At 53.0% G+C, this 19,994-nt stretch carries 21 protein-coding genes; 4 read left to right on the plus strand and 17 right to left on the minus strand.

The annotated features are described in order from the left end of the window. Positions 1-114: 114 nt before the first annotated feature. The 7 genes from LOS79_RS22095 to LOS79_RS22125 form a co-directional block, all read right to left on the minus strand. A complete protein-coding gene (locus LOS79_RS22095) occupies positions 115-1,893 on the minus strand; it encodes a SulP family inorganic anion transporter (RefSeq protein ID WP_315422381.1) in 1,779 nt (592 codons plus the stop codon). Positions 1,894-2,010: 117 nt separating this feature from the next. Beyond that, positions 2,011-2,337: an ArsR/SmtB family transcription factor gene (locus LOS79_RS22100; RefSeq protein WP_315412359.1), complete on the minus strand. Its 327-nt coding sequence runs from the start codon at positions 2,335-2,337 to the stop codon at positions 2,011-2,013. Positions 2,338-2,449: 112 nt separating this feature from the next. Next, positions 2,450-2,827, minus strand: a complete 378-nt coding sequence (locus LOS79_RS22105) for a hypothetical protein (protein ID WP_315412360.1) — start codon at positions 2,825-2,827, stop codon at positions 2,450-2,452. 212 nt (positions 2,828-3,039) lie between these two features. Continuing rightward, complete coding sequence (locus LOS79_RS22110; RefSeq protein ID WP_315412361.1) at positions 3,040-4,227, minus strand: pyridoxal phosphate-dependent aminotransferase; 1,188 nt, start codon at positions 4,225-4,227, stop codon at positions 3,040-3,042. A gap of 78 nt (positions 4,228-4,305) precedes the next feature. Further along, the gene (locus LOS79_RS22115; RefSeq protein WP_315412363.1) at positions 4,306-4,602 is read right to left on the minus strand and encodes a putative quinol monooxygenase; all 297 of its coding nucleotides are present in this window, start codon (positions 4,600-4,602) and stop codon (positions 4,306-4,308) included. A gap of 69 nt (positions 4,603-4,671) precedes the next feature. Next, positions 4,672-5,307, minus strand: a complete 636-nt coding sequence (locus tag LOS79_RS22120) for a nitroreductase family protein (RefSeq protein WP_315412364.1) — start codon at positions 5,305-5,307, stop codon at positions 4,672-4,674. A 39-nt stretch (positions 5,308-5,346) separates the two neighbouring features. After that, positions 5,347-5,775, minus strand: a complete 429-nt coding sequence (locus tag LOS79_RS22125) for a MarR family winged helix-turn-helix transcriptional regulator (protein ID WP_315412365.1) — start codon at positions 5,773-5,775, stop codon at positions 5,347-5,349. A 109-nt stretch (positions 5,776-5,884) separates the two neighbouring features. On the opposite strand from LOS79_RS22125, the gene LOS79_RS22130 reads away from it, so the two are divergent. Further along, on the plus strand, positions 5,885-6,664 hold the full coding sequence (locus tag LOS79_RS22130) for a carbon-nitrogen family hydrolase (RefSeq protein ID WP_315412366.1): 780 nt from the start codon (positions 5,885-5,887) through the stop codon (positions 6,662-6,664). Between the two features lie 1,145 nt (positions 6,665-7,809). On the opposite strand, the gene LOS79_RS22135 is transcribed toward LOS79_RS22130, so the two are convergent. Next, positions 7,810-8,697, minus strand: coding sequence for a lipoate--protein ligase family protein (locus LOS79_RS22135; protein ID WP_315412367.1), 888 nt, complete (start codon positions 8,695-8,697; stop codon positions 7,810-7,812). Positions 8,698-9,138: 441 nt separating this feature from the next. On the opposite strand from LOS79_RS22135, the gene LOS79_RS22140 reads away from it, so the two are divergent. After that, positions 9,139-10,038 (plus strand): CHAD domain-containing protein, encoded by a 900-nt coding sequence (locus LOS79_RS22140; protein ID WP_315412369.1) that lies wholly within the window; start codon positions 9,139-9,141, stop codon positions 10,036-10,038. Between the two features lie 97 nt (positions 10,039-10,135). On the opposite strand, the gene LOS79_RS22145 is transcribed toward LOS79_RS22140, so the two are convergent. The 4 genes from LOS79_RS22145 to LOS79_RS22160 form a co-directional block, all read right to left on the minus strand. Then, positions 10,136-10,477 carry a thioredoxin family protein gene (locus tag LOS79_RS22145; protein ID WP_315412371.1) on the minus strand — a complete coding sequence of 114 codons (342 nt, stop codon included), beginning with the start codon at positions 10,475-10,477 and terminating at the stop codon, positions 10,136-10,138. Positions 10,478-10,513: 36 nt separating this feature from the next. Further along, positions 10,514-10,930 carry a MerR family transcriptional regulator gene (locus LOS79_RS22150; protein WP_315412372.1) on the minus strand — a complete coding sequence of 139 codons (417 nt, stop codon included), beginning with the start codon at positions 10,928-10,930 and terminating at the stop codon, positions 10,514-10,516. Positions 10,931-11,118: 188 nt separating this feature from the next. Then, complete coding sequence (locus LOS79_RS22155; protein WP_315412374.1) at positions 11,119-11,754, minus strand: ThuA domain-containing protein; 636 nt, start codon at positions 11,752-11,754, stop codon at positions 11,119-11,121. A gap of 57 nt (positions 11,755-11,811) precedes the next feature. Beyond that, entirely contained in the window at positions 11,812-12,534 is a 723-nt protein-coding gene (locus tag LOS79_RS22160) for an SDR family NAD(P)-dependent oxidoreductase (protein ID WP_315412375.1), read from the minus strand. 225 nt (positions 12,535-12,759) lie between these two features. On the opposite strand from LOS79_RS22160, the gene ytxJ reads away from it, so the two are divergent. Both ytxJ and LOS79_RS22170 read left to right on the plus strand, forming a co-directional pair. Next, a complete protein-coding gene (gene ytxJ / locus LOS79_RS22165; protein WP_315412376.1) occupies positions 12,760-13,086 on the plus strand; it encodes a bacillithiol system redox-active protein YtxJ in 327 nt (108 codons plus the stop codon). Beyond that, a complete protein-coding gene (locus LOS79_RS22170) occupies positions 13,083-13,325 on the plus strand; it encodes a glutaredoxin family protein (RefSeq protein ID WP_315412377.1) in 243 nt (80 codons plus the stop codon). Before ytxJ ends, LOS79_RS22170 begins: the two co-directional genes overlap by 4 nt. Before the next feature lie 352 nt (positions 13,326-13,677). On the opposite strand, the gene LOS79_RS22175 is transcribed toward LOS79_RS22170, so the two are convergent. From LOS79_RS22175 to LOS79_RS22195, 5 genes are all read right to left on the minus strand, one after another. Next, complete coding sequence (locus LOS79_RS22175) at positions 13,678-13,866, minus strand: hypothetical protein (RefSeq protein ID WP_315412379.1); 189 nt, start codon at positions 13,864-13,866, stop codon at positions 13,678-13,680. A 139-nt stretch (positions 13,867-14,005) separates the two neighbouring features. Beyond that, on the minus strand, positions 14,006-16,783 hold the full coding sequence (locus LOS79_RS22180; protein ID WP_315412381.1) for an alpha-mannosidase: 2,778 nt from the start codon (positions 16,781-16,783) through the stop codon (positions 14,006-14,008). A 15-nt stretch (positions 16,784-16,798) separates the two neighbouring features. Then, entirely contained in the window at positions 16,799-17,620 is an 822-nt protein-coding gene (locus tag LOS79_RS22185) for a carbohydrate ABC transporter permease (protein ID WP_315412382.1), read from the minus strand. A gap of 21 nt (positions 17,621-17,641) precedes the next feature. Further along, positions 17,642-18,508 carry a carbohydrate ABC transporter permease gene (locus tag LOS79_RS22190; RefSeq protein ID WP_315412383.1) on the minus strand — a complete coding sequence of 289 codons (867 nt, stop codon included), beginning with the start codon at positions 18,506-18,508 and terminating at the stop codon, positions 17,642-17,644. Positions 18,509-18,574: 66 nt separating this feature from the next. After that, a complete protein-coding gene (locus tag LOS79_RS22195) occupies positions 18,575-19,954 on the minus strand; it encodes an extracellular solute-binding protein (RefSeq protein ID WP_315412385.1) in 1,380 nt (459 codons plus the stop codon). Positions 19,955-19,994: the final 40 nt, after the last annotated feature.

Here is a 19,994-nt window from a genome sequence, read left to right on the forward strand (position 1 = left end):
AGCACCGCCGCTGTCAGCAGCCATAACCGAAATAGAGCATATCTCCGTCCGGGAGATATGCTCTATTCTTAGGCTTATATTAAATTAAGTCCATTATATGGCCTAACTGCGTGCCTATACCCCACCGCTCAGCTTCCTTGCAACTGCCGGTGTACGGCCCTTGAAGGCAGCGCCCCGCGGGGCTGCCTCTTCCAGTCCGCTCAATACGCTGCATTCCCTGAAGGCGGCATGCCTGCAGCCTTCACAGCGGGTATGGCTGATGCTGCCCAGCGCTTCATTAATCGCTTCCCCTGTATGCTCGTAGAACTGCGCGGCGCCGATTCTGTCATACAGCCCCGTCTTCTTCAGCAGCTCCAGCGGCTGACTCTGGATGCCGGCAATCATCAGCCGTCCGCCGTCCGCCTGCAGCTGCTTCACCAGGGAAGCCAGATTGGCTTCACCGGTAGTATCCATCAGCGGAACCTTGCTCATGCGCAGCAGGATCACCTTGGCCTGATCCGGTCCCGGCCCCGGCATCGTATGATCGAAACGGTAGGCGGCCCCGAAGAAGAGCGGCCCCTCAACATTGTAGATTCCAATCTGCGGGCAGTCATGGCTGTCCGTTACCATATGGGCCTCAACCTTCACGGAAGCAGGATCAGGCAGTACCTTGGAGACCCTGTGGACCTCGCCCATCCGTTTCACGAAGAGAATTACCGCAAGCACCAGGCCTACCTCAACAGCCACTGTCAGATCTGCAAATACCGTCAGCAGGAACGTGATGAACAGCACCAGCGAATCACCGGTCTTCAGCTTCAGCAGATGAAGAAATTCCTTCCGTTCACTCATGTTCCAGGCTACGACCATCAGGATCGGAGCCATCGCCGCCAGCGGGATGCTTGAAGCATACGGTGCAAATAACAGCAGAATCAGAAATACGACAACGCCATGGATAACGCCCGAGAGCGGGGAAGCTGCACCGCTGCGGATATTCGTAGCGGTTCTGGCAATTGCACCGGTAGCTGGGATACCGCCGAAGAGCGGTGCGGCAATATTGGCGATGCCCTGGCCGACCAGCTCACGGTTGCTGTCATGCCTGGTCCCTGACATGCCGTCAGCAACCACTGCCGACAGCAGGGATTCAATGGCACCGAGCATGGCAATGATGAAGGCCGGACGGATCAGCAGCTTGATCTTCTCCCAGGTAATAACCGGGAAATGAAAGCTCGGCAGCGTATTGGGAATATCCCCGTAAGCCGAGCCAATCGTGGTAACCTTGCCGCTGAAGAACAGCGCGGCAATAACCGTTGCACAGAGCAGCCCGATCAGCGAGCCCGGCACCTTCGGCGCAAAGCGCATCCCCAGTATCACAACAGCCAGACAAATGCCCGCTGTCAGGATACTGTAGAGGTTAGTAGTCGAGAGATGTGCACCGATTTCCTTCATATTATCCACGAAGCTCTCATGGCGCTCCATATCCCTCAGCCCGAGAAAGTTGGCAATCTGCCCGCTGAAAATAATCACGGCAATCCCCGCCGTGAACCCGATCGTCACCGGCTTCGGAATGAACTTGATCAGTACCCCGAGCCGCAGGACGCCCATTACCACGAGTATAACCCCGGCCATCATTCCGGCAATCAGCAGGTTCTCATACCCGTATTCCATGGCAATGGCAAACAAAATAGGAATAAACGCACCCGTAGGTCCGCCAATCTGAAACTTTGAACCGCCGAACAAGGAAATTAGAATACCAGCTACTATGGTTGTATAAATTCCGTACTCCGGCTTGACCCCGGAAGCAATAGCAAATGCCATCCCGAGCGGGATGGCAATTACGCCGACGATCGTCCCTGAAATGATATCCTTGCGCAGTGAAGCCATGTTGTAGCCTTTAAATCGGCTGAGCCCAGTCATCATCTAACCTTCTTTTCTTTGAATATCTGATTATTTGAATATAATAATCACATTACTCCTGCCCGCTGCTCTTGTCAACGGGGGAATCTGCCCTGGCGGCACCCCGGAAGGCCGGGGTTATTCGCTGCGGATCCCTTCAAGCAGGGATATCGTATTCACAAGATGGTTGTCGAATATTTGTCTGGCTACTGCCAGAAGATCTTTGATCAGGGGATCGCGGAGGGCATAGATTACTGTAGTGCCTTCCTTCACACTGGTTACCACATTCTTGGCACGGAGCACGGCCAGCTGCTGGGATACGGCGGAACCCTCCGAGCCAAGGATCGCCTGCAGTTCGTTCACATTCTTCTCGCCTTCACTGAGCAGCTCCAGAATACGAATCCGCATCGGATGAGCCAGCGCCTTGAAGAATTCCGTCTTAAATTGTTGAATATCGCTGTTCATTGGACCTCTGCTCCTCATGCTATACTATACAATCTATATTATCTTAGCCTATTTAGCGGCAGGTGGCTACGCCGCTACCGCAAAATGTCAGCTCTCCGTGCACCTCACCGGTTCAAAAATTCACCGGGTAGAGTCTGAGCTCCCGGGTGCGGATCTCTACAAATCCGCCCAGCGCCATCGGTTCACCAAGGCATTCAAACATAATTAAATCCCCGCCCAGCCGCAGATAACCGGTGCCGTCCTCCTCGATATTCTCCAGTATCCCCGTGAGTATGACCGCTTCACCGTCCATGCGGATCTTGAAAGTGCTGCTGCCGGCCGGTATAATATCAACCCATCTCATGAACAGCGGGGGCAGCTCAAATTCCACTGCACAGGTCTCCCCGGCAGCTCCGGAGGCGCCGCACCAGATCCCCCTGCCTTCACCAAACTCTGAGGCAAACCGGATCTCATCCTTCTTAAGGCCCGCTGCAAGTATGTTAATATTCATCTTCATTAGCTCCATCATCAATGTTATAACGCCCATTATACATGACATACGGCTGCGGGACATATTGTGTATGTGAAAAGCGTATGACAGCATCGCGGTTACATGTCCTGTAATGCTTGGGATACTGCGTAAGCAATGCAAACAGGGATGCTGCGGCAGCCGTCAGGACTGCCGGGCATCCCCGGGGTGTAGCTATAATCAGCAGCTTGTTATTATAACGCCTTCGGGTGAAAGATCCCCAGCCGGGCAATCCGCTCCACTGCCTCCGCCAGCCGGGCTTCATCACTGACCAGTCCTACCCGGACGTAACCTTCACCGTAAGCACCAAAACCGATCCCCGGCGCCACTACCACATGCGCCTTATCCAGCAGCAGGCTGGCGAAGCTCTCCGAGGTATAGCCTTTTGGGACGGGAAGCCAGGCAAAGAAGGAGCCGCCCGGAGCTTCTGCCTCCCAGCCGATGTTGTGCAGGCCTTGAATCAGCAGGTTACGGCGTGCTTCATAACGGGCTACATTCTCCTCTACCGGAGTCTGGGGGCCAAGAAGTGCTGCCCTCGCTGCCTCCTGGACTGCACCGAACAGACTGACGTACATGTGATCCTGCAGCAGGTTGATGCTCTCAATTACACTGGCATTGCCTACAGCAAAGGCGACACGCCAGCCGGCCATATTGTAGGTTTTGGATAGGGTGTAGATCTCGATACCCTGGGCTTTGGCACCCGGTGTCTGCAGATAGCTCAGCGGCTTCTGCCCTTCATACCCGATAGCGGCATAGGCGAAATCATGCACCACACAAATATTATGCCTGGATGCGAACTGCACCGTTTCCGCGAAGAACTCCCCGGTAGCAACAGCGCCGGTTGGATTATTCGGGTAATTCAGGAACATCAGCTTGGCTTTCGCAGCGGTTTCAAGGCCAATGCTGCTATAATCGGGCAGAAAAGCATGCTCTGCCGTCAGCGGCATCATCTCCATCTCCGCGCGGGCCAGTGCAATTCCTGACCAGTAGTCCGGATAGCCGGGATCAGGCACGAGCGCCGTATCTCCCGGATTAAGCAGACACTGGACCACCTCAACCAGCCCGGTCTTGCCGCCGAACAAAACCGCCACCTCACGGTCCGGGTCAAGCTCTACGCCATATTCCCGGCTGTAGAATTCAGCTGCCGCTTCCTTCAGATACCTGTACCCGCGAAACGGCGGATACCTGTGGTTCTGAGGATCGGCCCCGGCTGTCTGCAGTGCTTCAACAATATGGGCCGGGGTAGGCAAATCCGGATTCCCCTGCCCCAGATTGATTACATCATGCCCCCCGGCGGCAACCGCACCTGCTCTGGCAACAAGTGCAGCGAAGAACTGCCCCGGCAGGGACTTCAGCAGTTCTGAAGGTTCAAACAAGTTCACTGGCAGCTCACCCTCTTCGTTTCGGATTCAGCAGCTTATCCTTCAGGGCTGGTTCAGTTCGAGCCAGCGGCTCAACGTTTATCTGCTCAGCTCTTCAGCATTATACAGCTTAACATCAAGCGGCGCAGTCAGGAATTCTCCTGCCTTGGCGGCAAAACCGGTAAAGTGTGCGCTCGTGTTGTGAGCCGCTACAGCTGCCTGATCACGCCAGGCTTCAACCATGATGTAGGTATTTCCGCCGCCGGCATGCTTGTACAGCTCATATGACAAATTGCCTTCTTCTTCATGGGTTGCAGCAACCAGCGACTTCGCCGTTTCAAGGAACTCATCCTCGCGCGCCGGATTTACCTGAAGCAATGCATGAATAATAATCATTAGTATTCCTCCTGAAATGTAGTAGAGCACCGCTTTCTGCGATTGGTCCGCAGTTCGTTCAACTTCTGCTTATTTCCACTGGGCAACGGTGTCAACCGGCAGGCGTACCGACGCATAACCTGCATCAACCGCTTTACCAATCGAGATCAGCATAACCGGAATGTAACGTTCCTTGTCCATATCGAACAATTCAGCAATCTGATCCTTTTCGAAGCCGCCGATAGCATTTGTATCATAGCCGTGTGCACGGGCAGCCAGCATCAGCTGCATGGAGACCAGTCCGCCGTCGATCATTACGGTTTCTCTGTTCACCGCTGCCGGCAGATTGGCAAAATGGGCACCCAGCGCGGTCAGCTGTCTTTCTTTTACCTCAGCAGGCATCAGTCCGCGTTCTACCGCTGTTCCATAGATTTCTTCAGCATAATCAAAATTGTTCAAGTCGCCGAATACCGCAATCATCGCAGCAGAGGTTTCTACCTGAAGCTGATTGAATTTGGCAATAGTGGCCAGCTTGGCTTTGGCTTCCGGACTTTCAATGATCAGGAAACGCCAAGGCTGCATATTTACAGAGGAAGGGGCCAGTGTGGCTTCGCTCAGAATTTCGGTCATTTCCTCTTTGCTGATTTTGACAGCTGTATCATATTTGCGAATTGAGCGGCGTCCTGTAATAATGCTGGTGAAGTCGTTGGTTCTGGTTGTGTTCATGAATAATAAGCTCCTTTATAGTTTGATTATAGGTGAAGGCTACAGTAAATTAATATTATGCTGCAGCCGGGCAAGCATCTCTGCCAGTTCTTTGCGTTCCTGTCCGCTGAATCCGGTGAGCAGATCGCTGATGAATCTTGTCTTCTCCTCCCGGTAAGCATTAATATGCTCCCGCCCCTGATCTGTCAGGGAGACGAGGGTGACCCTGTTATCCGCAGGATTATTCCGGCGGGCAATCATCCCGCTTTCCTCAAGCCCGCGCAAATGGCGGGTGACCGCAGCGGCGTCGATCTCGACTGTTTTTTGCAGCGAAATCTGGCTGATCTCAGCCGTTTTGTACAGCTCTTGCAGCAGACGGAAACGGGTAGGCGTAATGCCGGCACAACGCTCGAATTTCGGGCTGATACCTTTATGCAGCGCCTGCAGCAGCTCGAAGATCAAATCTTCGTCGGGCAGATATTCAGTCAAAATTAACCCCCTTACGCAAATAGATTGTGCAAAATCTTTTTGACAAAATCCACTTTACACCGAAATCATTGACCCGTCAACTAATTTAAAATTCCAGAGGAGAGATTGTATGAAAATAGCGCTGATCCAGCTCGATATAGCATTTGGCAATCCGGAGGTGAATTATGCTGCGGCAGAACGCAAAATCCGCGAAGCCGCCGCGGGTAACCCCGACTGCATTCTCCTTCCTGAATTGTGGACGACCGGCTATGATCTGACCCGCCTCGATGACATTGCGGACGACGGGGGCAGCACTACAGCAGCTTTGATCTCCGGCTTAGCCCGGGAATACAGCGTCAATATCGTGGCTGGCTCAGTCGCGGTGAGGGGGGATGCCGGCATTACCAACACCATGCTCGTATTTGACCGTACCGGCGCACCTGCCGGAGAATACAGCAAGCTGCATCTCTTCAAGCTTATGGATGAGCATCACTACCTGCAGCCCGGCTCAGCCAAAGGATTGTTCGAGCTGGACGGGACACTATGCGCCGGACTGATCTGCTATGACATCCGCTTCCCGGAATGGGTGCGGGTCCACACGGCCGCCGGGGCCGGAGTATTGTTCGTCAGCGCAGAGTGGCCGCTGCCCCGCTTGTCCCACTGGCGGGCGCTGCTGATCAGCCGGGCCATTGAGAACCAGTGCTACGTTGTGGCCTGCAACCGGGCCGGTGCTGATCCGGCGAACACTTTTGGCGGACATTCCATGATCATTGATCCTTGGGGCGAGATTGTGTGCGAGGCCGCCGGGGACGAAGATATTCTGTACGGTGAGCTTAACCTTGCCATGGTGCAGGACGTGCGCCGGCAAATACCGGTCTTCGCCGACAGACGGCCGGAGCTGTACAGGTAATTGGTCATTGGTGACTGAGGTGATGAGGACTAGGCGTGAAGAGGGACGAGATTGTCTGGAGGGGTTGGGGATGAGTAGCTAGGTAGGGCGGGTGGCGAAGGTAGCGTGTAAATCGATGTCTGGGGAACTTGTGCACCTATTTTCCTTTCATCGCCCGCTTTTGGTGATATTAGGGGCACTTGTGCCCTTAATTTCCTTTTATCGCCCGCTTTCGGCGATATCAGGGGCACTTGTGCCCCTGATTTCTGCTTTCTGTTCCGGCCAGATTGCGGCGATTCAAAAACTCCATTTAAGTACGCCGGAATGTCATTTCGGAGTGGAATATAGAGGAAGAAACACTAACCACCCGATTCAAATGCGTACACCGTCTGGCGCACACTTCAGGTAATTTGGGTAATTTGGGTAATTTAGCTAATTTAAGGATTTTGGTTACTTGAGAGACTAGGGGCACTCGGGAGACACTTGGTAACTTTGAGGTGCTTTGGGTGCTTTGGGTGCTTTGGGTGCTTTGGGTGCTTTCGGATTCTTCAGTTACTTTGAACACTTCGGGTACTTGGGTGGATTGGAGACTACGGACACCACAGCTCTTATCAGCCCATTATTGCTCCACTTGACAAGTTTGCGGACACCATGGCCCTTATCCGCCACTTTTTATGTGCCAGCACCACTTTTCCGGCGAAATAACGGCGCTGGTGTCCGTCTAGGCGTGCATTCAGGCGCTTTTCCACATCTTAACGCCTCTCCTGTCCGTAAGCCTAAATTATTTACTTGAAAACCGGCGCATGACTGTCTACTTTATTGATTGAAATCTGCTTTTGCCCTTCATTTGCCCAAACGCCTGTTTCGCACGATTTCCGGGACACTTTTCCACTTCATCTGTTCCAAACAGTAGCGGCAGTAGCGTCAAAAAGTTAGTGTAAAAGAGCAGAAGTTACTCCACCGGAGCGGTAGCCTACTCAATTGCTCTTCCCTCTATTCCGTGGCTCAGCTTCTACAACACAGCAAAAAAGTGCAGATCCATTCAGCCGTCTGCACTTACCCGCATTCACATTCACTCACCCGTACTGTATACCCAAACCTCAACCTTCAAACCTTATTCCACTCTCCTCTGCGCACAGCACAGCAAGCTCCGCCGCGCGCAGTAATCAGCGCGCGTACCGCTCGCGCAGCACGCGCGCCGCCTCCAGCACCCGCGGGTCGCTGTACCGGAGGCGGAAGCCGGTCTCCTGCTGCACAAGTGCAGCAGGCTTCAACCGGGTGCCCCGGCGGGCAGCCGCCTGCCGGATGCCCTCGGCGAATACGGCGGCCGAAGCCGGGCCGCCAAGCTCACCGAGGGCAGCGATAGTCTCTGGACGCACCCGCGGGTAGTCCAGAGACTCATCCCCGGCCGCAGCTTCTGCATAGAAGCTGCGGATAAGTTCTCCGCGCTCCAGGCCGGAGCCGGATACGACCACGAACGCGTGAACGAAGTACGCGCTGCTCTGCCTCCGCTGGGCGATACCGCAGAATTTGCGCCCGCCGATGGACAGGTCGAAGTCTCCGGGACAGTACGACCCGGTGACTTCCTCGGCGCGGACGAACGCCGCTGCCTGGGGATGGCTTACGGCTACCGCCTCAGTAATCAGCGCAGCCAGCAGCCGGAAGTCATCGTGAAAGTCCAGCTTACCCGCAGGCTTAGGGAGCAGCAGAGAGACGTTGACGATTCCGGCATCCAGCGGCACCGCAGCGCCGCCGGAATGCCGGACCGCCGTGCGCATTCCCTGCCGCTCAAGGGCCGCCATCGCTTCTGCGGCACGGGGCAGCCTGCTGTCCCGCAGCCCCAGGGCTACACCGCCCGGGTGCATCCATAGATGCAGCACCGGAGCAATCACTCCCGCTCCGACATCACGGCAGAGCACCTCTTCGAAGGCGAACGGCAGGAGCATATCCTGAGCTGACTCTGCGTCCCCTTCCAAATGCGTGAAGAGGATCATCTCTCCGGGCAGCCCGCCCGCTGCTCCATGACCAAGCACAGTATAAGGCTCAAATCTCATTACAGCTTCCTGTATGTACCAATCTGATACCTCTTCCCCGGATACGGAGGCCTCAGCCTCAGCCTGCCCAGCAACTAACGCTGCGTATTCCGCTATAATTGTAAGTTCTCTGACTTCCTGTTCCAGCATCAGCTTATACTGCCTATTGTAACCGATTCAGGCCACCGGTGCGAAGCCGCGACTGTAAGCTCCTTTTAGTTATATGATCTTTCAGTTGTACGGTCTATGTTCCTTCAACTGCAAGCTCTTTTAGCTGTATGATCTTTCAGTTGTACGATTCTCCAGCTGTAAGCTCCTTTTGCTATATAGTCCTTTTAGCTGCATAATCCTTTATTTGAAAAGCTGGCCGGAACCCGTTATCCTAGAGGATAAGAAGATTATCCCATCAATAAAATCCGCCTTTATGCTCATGCTATACACAACCCTTAGGAGTGATGCCGCATGACCGCCCAACAACTGACAAAGGACAAGCAAGTAAGCAAAACCAGACAATGGGAACAGGCTATGAACAGGCTCTATATTAATTTTCAGGATTACAGCAAGGGAGCGCTCCAGGGCTTCGGGGATGAAGATATCCACCAGGCCAGAGTTAACAGCCGCAAGCTGCTGACCCTTCTGTCTATTCTGGATCCGGCGCATTCAGCCACGGAAGAGCTGTACAGCACCTTCAAGCAGGCCCAGAAAAAGCTCGGTAAAGTCCGGGACGCCGATGTACTGATTGCCTCATTCAAGGAGCGCCGCAAGGCAGCGAAAGAAGCCGGCGACACCAAAACTGCAGAGCTGCTGAAAGCAGTAATCCGGCACCAGAAGGATAAGCGGAAGGCGTTCCGCAAAAAGCTGGAGGAGGCCCTCCCCAAGCTGTCCGGCAAAACGCTTGATCTGCAGTGGAACCGCTTTATCAGTGAACAGCTGGAGCCTCTGGCCGCCAAAAAGGATGCGAATGTGGTCATGCGTGAGCTGGAGGTCGCTTTCGAGCAGAAGCAGAAAACCTGCAAGACCCTGTTCAAGGCACCGGGCGCTGCTGAGTCAACAGAGGCATTCGATGCGCTTCATGAGCTGCGGATTGCGGCCAAGGAGCTGCGTTATACAGCAAATGCAGCTGCGTTCGCACTGAATCAGAAATTCCATGCCCACGAAGCAATCTATAAGGATATTCAGGAGCAGCTCGGGGTCATTAACGATAAGCGGGTGTGGCTGGAAACCCTGAATGCCATAGGACGCGAGGAGCTGGATGTCGGCAAAAAAACATGGGCCGCATTCACCGAAGGCCTCAAGGCTGAGGTACTGGAAGCCCTGCATCAGAACGAGGTTGTTCCTGTAACCGTAAGCACGAAATTATAACAGATTATCTGCGTCCGCCATAATAATCAATGAAATGGAAACGGGTACTCTCTGCGTAAGAGGTACCCGTTTTTGCGGCTTGTTAAGCCTGCTATTTTTATATAGTATTCCGGAGCAACCCGGCAGTTTTGTTCAGCACGCCCTGATATACCGATTTCGGCCGCAGGCCGACCAGCTTCTCAACCGCCTGCCCGCCGCTGTAGACGATGACTGTCGGCATGCTCATCACTCCGGCTTCAGATGCCAGCTCCGGCAGTTCATCGCAATCAACCTTAATCATCTTTACCGCTTCCCCGTATTCCACATTCAGCTCTTCCAGAATCGGCAGCAGCGTTCTGCAGGGCGGACACCACGAAGCACCGTAATCCACCAGTACTGTTCCTTCAGCCTGCAGCTGTTCCCGTACACTTACGGCGTCCTCAGCAATAATGATAGCCATATCATTTCCTCCTCTTATCCGGGATATCACTCAATTCTACTTCAATTCATTCTCTCTGCCGCGGGCCGTCCTGTCTGCCAGTTCAACTGCTTCACCGGCTGCCTGCTGCTCCTCCAGGATGGAAGCCATCCGCTCCTGCAGATTCTGCTTAATCTGATTCAGCTGCACCAGCTGGCGCTCGATTTCTTCCAGCTTACTGCGGTACAGCGGCATGACTTCGGCACAGAAAGCCTCTTTATTCTTAAGAACACAATGCAGGAAGCCGGCAATCTCCCCGGTGGACAAGCCCAGATTCAAATAGAGCTTGATCGTCTCCACCGTCTCCACGGCCAGCGGCGAATATTCGCGGTACCCGTTATCCTGGCGGAGCGGTTTAATCAGTCCCTGAGCCTCATAATATCGTAATGAACGGACACTTACGCCCGTGCTTGCTGCGAGTTCACCTATCTTCATGGCATTCTCCCCGGGGTTCATGAGAAATGGTCTGCTTGTAGTATAAACCCTGACATTAGTGGAAGGGTCAAGGCTTTTTTTATCAGAGAATTTATCCTGCTAACCTGCCTCTGCACAAAGAAACCAACCAAAGCCGGGCTTCAGTTGGTCTCGCAGCTGCCTTTATTTCCTTCAGCGTTTATCTGTAGCTACAGTAACCCGGCGGCCCACAGCCCGCCTCTGCGGATCATCCTACGGAAAGGCTCTACCGAGAAAGACGGCAGATGATGCCCGGGCATCAGGTAGACAATCCGCCCTTGTCCGAACGGATGGCACCACGCTGCCTGTCTCATCGCCCCGCCGTGGGGATACTCCGCCAGCACTGTTGTTGCGAAATAGGGCAGCTGTTCGAAATAATACGGCTCATCCTCAATAACAAAATTGCTGATTCCGTCCATTATCGGATGCTCCGGAGCAGTGATGCTCATCTGCAGCGCGGTATAATCGGGATGGTGGGTGAAATGGGCCCCCAGCATCAGTCCAAGCTCCTGATTGCGCTGCAGGGAGATTCCATTGTGTATTACGAGCAGACCGCCGCCGCCCGCGACATAAGACAGCAGCGCACCGGATTCAGCAGCAGATAGCGGCTGATCCGAGAACTCCGTATACGAAACAACCAGGCTGCATTCAGCAAGCTGCTGCGGATTCATCAGCCCGTAATCCTCAGTAGAGATAACGTCGAGGTCCGGGGCCAGAAGCCCCTCAATCTCACGGTCCACACCTGCGAACGGATGATATTTCACTTCGCTGTAGCTGCCGAATGCCAGTGCTTTTAAAGAAGCCATTTCATCTACACCTCTCTTTGTCAAAATAATTCCGCTACCCTCTATTGCCTGACGCTGTTACCAGGGCCACAGATTGCCGTCAAGATCAATATAGACAGGCTCCTCACTCTGATACTTCTTATGCTCCTGGATGATGCCCATAAGCTTGTAAGCAGAATCCTCCGGAGCAATAGGCGCTTCAAGATTCTTCTCGCCGTGCATATAGGATTGCAGCCAGCCGGGATGATAGACCATGACCTGCCCGCCCATCACACGCAGATGATTATGCATCAGTGAGGACTGCATATTAAGCGCTGCCTTCGACATGCAGTAGCCGTACATATTAATCCGTTTGTTCTGCCCGATGCTGCCGGCCTCCGAAGAGATATTAACAATCAGCCGCTGCTTGCCCTGCAATAACAGTCCCATGAGCGCATTGCTCACTCTCAGCGAACCAAGCGTGTTCACATTATAGATCTGCGCCATGGCTTCATCATCCATATCTACAAGCATTGTAGCATCATCAGCCTCGTGAATTATAGCAGCATTGTTAATTATGAGATCAATATGCCCTGTACTCCCGGCTATGCTGCGTGCCGCCTTCTTCACACTCTCTACATTGCCGATATCCAGAGGAATCAGTATCAGCTTGTCCGGGTATTGCGCTTTCAGCTTATCCAGCTCACCCCAGTCCGCCAAGTACCGGCCGGCAAATACTCTGTACTTATTCTCCAGCAGCGAGCGCGCAAGGTGCAATCCCAGCCCGCGGTCAGCACCGGTAACACAAGCAACCTTTGTCATTCATTGTCCCCCTATTCCCACTTCCCGGAGCGCAGGCACCGATTTGCTTCTCACATTAGCATGACCCTCAGTACTATTCAACATCCTGCAAGGGAGGGGGACGGGACTTTCGAACATTCTTTTGCTTTAATTTTGAACTATGCTACAATCAAGAATAATAGTTGCTAACAACACAATTGCTGGCAAGATGCTTTTACAATTCTAACCCGGGAAGGGGAATCTCCAATGTCCATTCAACAAATCCATACACTGGATGAACTGCAGCAATACGTCGGCCAGCCCGGCAAAAAATTGCTTTTCAAGCACAGCACCACCTGCCCGATCAGTGCCAAAGCCCATGAGGAGTTCAAGGCGTATTCCCAGGATTCCGCTACTCCTGCAGCTATAGTACATGTCATTGAAGACCGTCCTGTATCCAATCAGATCGCCGAGGATTTCGGCATTAAGCATGAATCACCGCAAATTTTCCTGCTTGAGGATGGCGAGGTCCGCTGGAACACCTCCCACTGGAAGATTACCCGGAATGCCATCAAGGAAGCTGTAGAACAATGAGCGCAAACGTTATTGTCTATTCTACCTCAGGCTGCAGCGACTGCAATCAGGTAAAGCAGCTGCTTACAAGCAAGGGAGTACCTTTTGAAGTCAGAGATGTCATGGCGAGCGCCGCCTACCAGGATGAAGTAGAGCAGCTTGGCTTCATGGGGATTCCAGTCACCGTGTACGGGGGCCGGGCGGTCAAAGGCTTCAATCTTCCAGAGCTCCAGGAGCTTATCGACGCTGCCGCCGAGTAATATAGTATGAACCCAAAGGTACCGCCCTCTCCAGAAGGCCGGTACCTTTTATTTATCTGCTCAGCTCTTCAGAACGGGAAGGCTGCTCCAAGCATGCGGACCGTAGAGCGCTTATTTCTCACAAATATCGCCTTTTAGAGAGCCATGCGGACTCAGGTGCGCTTAACAAAGCCGTTTTCCGCCATTTCGAGCACAATTGAACAATATAAGAGCCCCTGTGTCCATAACGGGCAGAAAATTAGTCTTTTACACAAAATAAGGTCCTCTCTGTCCGTATGGCTTACATTGTATAGATGCCGGAACAACAAAAGCCGCAGCATCCGCCACGGCCCTCTATTTGCCCTATAATAATTTAGCGTTTCCCCTTGCCGCCCTTGGTAAAACGCACAAAAGCCATACAGCAGCCGAGCAGCCCGGCACCAAGCAGAATCGTCTGCAGCGCTCCCAGCCAAGCTGATTTGTCTGACGGGATCACACTGCTGATAATGATCAGCAGTATCGAGGCCGCGACCAGCGCAGGGGTTTGTCTACTCTTTTTCATAACAATCACCACTCCCGGATACTAATAGTACTAAGGTACACTATCTGTGGTGAATTAACCAGCTCGTGTATAAAAACATCCTCAAAGCCACTGTTCATCAGTCATGACCTTGAGGATGTATGGTTTGCTGCAAATTCGCCTACTTCAACTGATAGACCTGTGTAACGATCTTATAGCCGTCCACCTGCTGCTCCGCTGAATCCATTCTGGAGACCCGGCGTTCCAGGACGTCACTTGTGTATACCGCCTCAGCTGCAAAAGAGGTATCCACCTTAAGCTCAGCCGGCTCTGCACCCAGATTGTACCAGCGGGCAACAAGATCTCCGGTCTCCTCGGCGAATTTGAATGCAGAGAATGCCAGCGGGGAAGCTTCAGCGTTCCAGCTTAACCACTGGCCGGATAACGGAAGCTTAACGCCCTCACCAGCCTGCGCGTCCTTAGTTACCGGAGCAACTTTGGCGGCAGGGCCTTTGGTCTGGACAACGGTCCACGGAATCTGATATTGATATGCCTGTGCATAGGCACCGGATTCGGCTCCGTCACCTGTATACGGAATGATTGCATACTCAGCGCTCTGTGCGCCCAGGCACTGGGCTTCCGGCGTTTCGAACACGCCCCAGTCTCCCAGTTCAGAGGAGGAGCGCAGCAGCGTAACCGCGATTGTGTTGTGCCCGTCCAGCAGCACCTCGTATTCGTTCAAGCCCTTGTTCGCTACCGCAAGCCCGTTCACTCCGTCAGCAACGCTGGCGAACACCTGCTGATGCTGGGCATTGCTTGGATTGACCCATTCTGCTGCAGGCTTGTTGCTGCGTTTGGCTACTTCAAACACCGAATCCGCATAATGATGATCTGCAGCAAGACCAGTAGGGAATAACGCTCTCAGCCTATGGTCTTTGGCCTGATTATCGAAGCTTGTGCGGACCTGCAGCATACCGCTGCCGGCTTCAAGCGTATAACGGGTAGTCAGTACAAGCGGAACCATCCGGCTGGAACGGCTGGCCCGACGCTCTGTGAACGGCACCATTTCGCGTTTCTCTGTCAGGAAAGCCTCATCGGCACTGGCCGGAATTTCCCAGCGCAGGACCGACTCTACCACCGCACGGAACGGGGAGTCTTCCACCCATGTAATTTCTGCCTGCAAGCCTTCAGTAGTAAGCGCTGCTTCACCATCCGGCTGGCGGTACACATATTCATTGCCGATATCGCCGGTATTCTCATAAGCATTAAGACCTGCATATACAGCACCGGACGCCTTATCTGTCACCGTAACCGTACCGTTGGCAGCCACTGTAACACTCAGCTTGGCATTCTCCATCGTGTTGCCCTGTACCTTAACGGTATCCAGTTCTGCTGATGATGAAGCCGGTGCATCTGCAACCAGTGCATAGGTGCGGTATCCCAGAGCGGCAACATCCGCTGCCGGGAATGTAACCCGGACCTTGCGGGCCATATATGGCTGCCGGAAACGGTCCTTAGGCAGCTCATAGCCGAAGTGGACTCCCAGATCCTCGAGCTCGGCCGGATATACTTTACCTGCTTCATCCATAACCTGCAGGTTACCCTGCAGCTCCCGGGCCAATTCTTTGGCCAGAGCCTGCGGATTAGGGCCTTCAGGGAAATACTTCTTCGCCGTGATCAGCTCTACTGTAACCGTTCCGGTTCTTGTCCAGCCGCTCGTATTGAACACGGTAAACGGTACAGGAGCTTCACCCCATGCCGTCACACCGGCTACATCAATAGCTTCAGCCAATAAGCCGGCACTCTGTGCGGCGATGGCTTCCGCCATCTGGCTGCTCTTGGCGAAGCGGGTTACCATTTCGCGGTGCACTTCATCTACACTGCAGCCGCAAATGCTGTCATGCGGATGATTCTGCATCAGCGTCTTCCACGCATAGGTCAGAAGATGATGCGGATAAGCCTGCACACCTGCCAGTCCGGCAAATGCAGCCAGCGGTTCGGCAACCTTTTCAAGCAGGGTCTGGCCCGCCTGATTAAGCTGCTTCAGATATACCCGGGAGGATGCTGTATTCACCAGCGTTCCCCAGCCATCCGTATGCTGGCTGCGCAGCTCGCCTTCAACAGTCACCAGATCGCCGGGAAGATTGTCCTTCAGCGCCTCCAGATACTGGTCGAAGTTCGAATGCACAAATTCGACATCCGGATATAGTTCAGCTGCTGTCTGAATGGCCTGCGACAGATCGGTCTGAATCGGCTGGTGATCGCAGCCGTTCATGAACAGCAGATGCGGGGTAGAGGCGAATTTTTCGGCGTCCGCGAGATTTTTATCCCAGTAGGCTTTCGCTGCAGCCGGATCTGCCGGAACCTCCATCCCATTGCAGTACCAGTTGGCAAACAGCACGCCAAGCACTTCCGAGCCATCCGGAGAGCGCCAGATCATCTCTGAATAAGGCGATTCATAGCTGTCTGCTTCACCTACCGTATTATTGAAGCCTGTCGGCTTCACGCCGCGTCCGAAGATCGCATTACTAATACCAGCCTGCTGCAGAATCTGCGGCGCCTGGCCCATGTTTCCGAAGGAGTCCGGGAAATACCCTGTTTTGGAGATGATGCCAAACGGCTTGGCATCCACATGTCCGGTCAGCAGGTTGCGCAGATTAGCCTCACCGCTGGTAAGGAACTCATCCTGCAGCACATACCACGGCCCGAAGTGAATCCGTCCTTCACGGATATACTTATCCAGCCGCTCTCTCTGCTCCGGGCGGACCTGCAGATAATCCTCACGGATAATGGTCTGCCCGTCCAAGTGGAAATACCGGTAGTCCGGGTCCTGATCAAGCGTATCCAGCAGCTTGTCCATTAATTCAATCAGCAGCATATGATGATGCTCGTAAGGCATATACCATTCACGGTCCCAGTGGGTATGCGAGATGATGTGAGCCGTTTTCTTGTTAGTCATCCAGGTGAACCTCCATTATCCTTTAGTCGCTCCGCCCATGCTGAACCCTTTGGACATATAACGCTGGGAGAACATATACAGCACTACGGAAGGCATAGTGTAGAGCAATGAGAAAGCCGCGAGTCTTCCGTATTCAACCATACCGTGGCTGCCGAAGAACTGATAGATGGTAACCGATGCCGGCAGCTTCTCCGGTGTCTGCAGGAGAATGTACGGCACGAAGAAATTGCCCCAGCTGCCCGAGAACGTGAAGATTGCAATCGTTGCAATCCCGGGAAGCATGAGTGGAGCGACAACTTTCCGAAGTCCGCCCCAGATAGAGGCTCCGTCAATCCAGGCGGCTTCCTCCAGATCAATCGGCACAGAGTCCATGAAGCTCTTCATCATCCAGATGCCGTACGGCAGGGAGGATGAAGTAAGAAACAGCATAGTAGCGAAGATGGAGTTCTGCAATTTGAAGTAGAGAAACATCTGGAATACAGGAACCATGACCGCCGTAATCGGCAGCGCCGTCATGAACAGAATACTGAGCAGAAAGCTCTTTTTGAACCTCATCTCATAGCGGGATAACGGATATGCAGCCAGCACGGATGCGATTACGACCAGCGTAGCCTGGCCTCCTGAGAGGATAACTCCGACACCAAACGAACGCAGATTGCCGCTATCACCGAGTACTGCCGAGAAGTTATCCAGCGTGAAATTGGGGAAGCGTATGCCCTGCTGGGCATTGGTATCAAATGAAGCGAGCAGAATCCAGAATAACGGAACCAGGAAGCAGAGTCCCAGAACCACAAGAATGCCGTATTGTATATTGCGTTGAAGCCTATGCTTGACCACAGTGATGCACCTCCTTCAAGGTTAGACCTTGACCTTCATTGATTTCATATAGAACAAGCTTGCAACAATCCCGATAACCAGCAGCACCAGCGAGATGGCTGTACCGTATCCGAATTGATAATTGACGAATGCCTGGTTGTACATAAATACCGGCAGGGTCTGTGTGGACGTTCCCGGACCGCCTCCGGTCATCGTATAAATGAGCGTGAATACACCCAGCGTCTGCAGCGTAACCAGCATCATGTTGGTGACAATCGAACCTTTTACCATAGGGATGGTGATATAACGCAGAATCTTGAAATTATTAGCCCCGTCAATCGTGGCCGCCTCTTCAATATCCTTGGGAATTTCATCAAGAGCAGATTGGTATACCATCATTGAAAATGCAGTACCATGCCAAATATTGGCGATAATTACACTTACCATCGGGAAGCTGAACAGCCAGGATACCGGACTTATGCCGAACCAGCCGATGATCTGATTGAGCGTTCCGTTATCACTGAAGAAGGCCACCATACAGAAGGCCACTACAATTTCCGGAGTTACCCAGCCTGCGATAACGATGATGCCGATAATCCGGCGGAAGGTCACATTCTTTTCTTTCATTAATAGTGCCAGAATAAATCCGAGTATCACCTGGCCGATCACGGCCGAGAAAATCAGAAACACCAGTGTTCTCCATACGCTGATCCGGAAGTCCGGGTCCTGGAACATGTTGGTGAAGTTCTGGAAACCGATAAACTGCAGATTACGGGCAGCACTCCCCGTCAAGGCCATATTGGTAAATGCAAAGTAAATGGTCAGAATAATCGGAACAATAAAGAATATTAACAGCAGCAAGACAGAAGGCGTCAGAAATAAAAACGCACCCTTTGACTTCCTTTTCATAGGTCACTCCCCCTCCAAATCCGAAAGAGGAGAATTGCTTCTCCCCTTGCCGGATGTTCAAATCTTCTATTTAACTTCTACTTTATCTTCGCCGAGTGAACGGGTTACATTATCATTCAACTGCTGTACGGCAGCTTCCGGCGCCAGCTTACCTGATGCGACACTTTCCACCAGGCTTTGCAGCTGTGCCGATACGGTAGCATATTCATCATTGGCAGGACGGAATTGTGCAACCTCCAGCAAAGCCTGCGCCTCAGCGACAAACGTACGGTCGGTATATCCTGCTACATCTACTGAATCACTGCGCGGGCTAAGATTACCCTCTGCCACTACACGCGCGGTAGCATTCTCCTGGTTCATCAGGAACTCAAGGAATTTCCATGCTGCTTCTTTGTTCTGTGCTTCTGCCGGAATGGACCAGGCCCATCCGCCGGACATGGTGATTGCTCCAGGCTCCTGGCCGTTCTGCGTCGGGAATGGGGCGAAGCCCATTTTGTCGGCTACATTCTCGATAGGAGCTGCCCCGTTCTCGAACCAGGTCGATCCTGCCCAGCTTCCGTCAACCGCCATCGCCAGCTTGCCTTGCGGGAAGAGCTGCTGGAAGGCGATGCTGCCGGCTTGTCCGTTCAGCGCTACCTGCATAGTCGGTCCTGTTTTATCTACATTGAATACCTGGTTAATGAATTTGAAAGAGTCCAGCAGACCTGCGCTGCTAACAACCCACTTCTTGGTGTCGTTATTGTAAAGCGTATCATTGGTACCATACAGCAGCATCTCAAGCGTCTGCATAGTTACACCTTCACCGCTCGATTTACCGACGATCATATTAAGCGGGGTTACACCCGGAAGCTTGTCCTTAATCGTACGCGCTGCTTCAAGCACTTCTTCCCAGCTTGCCGGCTGGAACGGTACCGCGATTCCCGCCTCTGCAAGCAGCTCCTTATTGTACCAGATCCCGCGTGTATCTGAAGTTGCAGGGATGCCATAAATCTTGCCGTCTTCACCGGTTACACCGGATTTGAGATTCGCAATGAACTTGTCCTGCCAGTCGCTCCAGCCTGCAACCTGCGTATCGAGCGGTTCAAGATAGCCTGCTGCCGCATCCGATTTAATAATAGAAGTATCTTCTGCCACGATATCCGGTGCTGTATCCGGCGATTTCATCTGCAGTACAATCTTCGAGGTATAGTCCCCCTCGCTGGCGAGTACTGGTGCGATGTTGATTTTAATATCCGGGTTTTCCGACTCAAATTTGTCAATCAGTCCGGATTCAAAGTATTTGGTTAAGGTATCTTCGGAGCCGGATGAACGGAACGTAATGGTAACCTCTTCCTTGCCCTCAGCATTAGCCCCAGAGCCGGAATTGCCGCTTGAACATGCTGTTGTCAAGAGAAGCAGTGAAGCCATAGCTGCAGTCATGGTTACTTTCAATTTGTTTGTCTTCATTTGTGTTTGCCCCTTTTTATTTAATTGCTTTACGCTTTCA

This window comes from Paenibacillus sp. MMS20-IR301, from assembly GCF_032302195.1.
In the GTDB taxonomy this organism is placed as follows: Bacteria; Bacillota; Bacilli; order Paenibacillales; family Paenibacillaceae; genus Paenibacillus_AQ.

Coding starts and splice junctions, on each gene's coding strand:
- LOS79_RS22095 (WP_315422381.1), bottom strand. CDS start 1,893: ATGACTGGGCTCAGCCGATTTAAAGGCTACAACATGGCTTCACTGCGC.
- LOS79_RS22100 (WP_315412359.1), bottom strand. CDS start 2,337: ATGAACAGCGATATTCAACAATTTAAGACGGAATTCTTCAAGGCGCTG.
- LOS79_RS22105 (WP_315412360.1), bottom strand. CDS start 2,827: ATGAATATTAACATACTTGCAGCGGGCCTTAAGAAGGATGAGATCCGG.
- LOS79_RS22115 (WP_315412363.1), bottom strand. CDS start 4,602: ATGATTATTATTCATGCATTGCTTCAGGTAAATCCGGCGCGCGAGGAT.
- LOS79_RS22120 (WP_315412364.1), bottom strand. CDS start 5,307: ATGAACACAACCAGAACCAACGACTTCACCAGCATTATTACAGGACGC.
- LOS79_RS22130 (WP_315412366.1), top strand. CDS start 5,885: ATGAAAATAGCGCTGATCCAGCTCGATATAGCATTTGGCAATCCGGAG.
- LOS79_RS22135 (WP_315412367.1), bottom strand. CDS start 8,697: ATGAGATTTGAGCCTTATACTGTGCTTGGTCATGGAGCAGCGGGCGGG.
- LOS79_RS22140 (WP_315412369.1), top strand. CDS start 9,139: ATGACCGCCCAACAACTGACAAAGGACAAGCAAGTAAGCAAAACCAGA.
- LOS79_RS22145 (WP_315412371.1), bottom strand. CDS start 10,477: ATGGCTATCATTATTGCTGAGGACGCCGTAAGTGTACGGGAACAGCTG.
- LOS79_RS22150 (WP_315412372.1), bottom strand. CDS start 10,930: ATGAAGATAGGTGAACTCGCAGCAAGCACGGGCGTAAGTGTCCGTTCA.
- LOS79_RS22155 (WP_315412374.1), bottom strand. CDS start 11,754: ATGGCTTCTTTAAAAGCACTGGCATTCGGCAGCTACAGCGAAGTGAAA.
- LOS79_RS22160 (WP_315412375.1), bottom strand. CDS start 12,534: ATGACAAAGGTTGCTTGTGTTACCGGTGCTGACCGCGGGCTGGGATTG.
- ytxJ (WP_315412376.1), top strand. CDS start 12,760: ATGTCCATTCAACAAATCCATACACTGGATGAACTGCAGCAATACGTC.
- LOS79_RS22170 (WP_315412377.1), top strand. CDS start 13,083: ATGAGCGCAAACGTTATTGTCTATTCTACCTCAGGCTGCAGCGACTGC.
- LOS79_RS22175 (WP_315412379.1), bottom strand. CDS start 13,866: ATGAAAAAGAGTAGACAAACCCCTGCGCTGGTCGCGGCCTCGATACTG.
- LOS79_RS22180 (WP_315412381.1), bottom strand. CDS start 16,783: ATGACTAACAAGAAAACGGCTCACATCATCTCGCATACCCACTGGGAC.
- LOS79_RS22190 (WP_315412383.1), bottom strand. CDS start 18,508: ATGAAAAGGAAGTCAAAGGGTGCGTTTTTATTTCTGACGCCTTCTGTC.
- LOS79_RS22195 (WP_315412385.1), bottom strand. CDS start 19,954: ATGAAGACAAACAAATTGAAAGTAACCATGACTGCAGCTATGGCTTCA.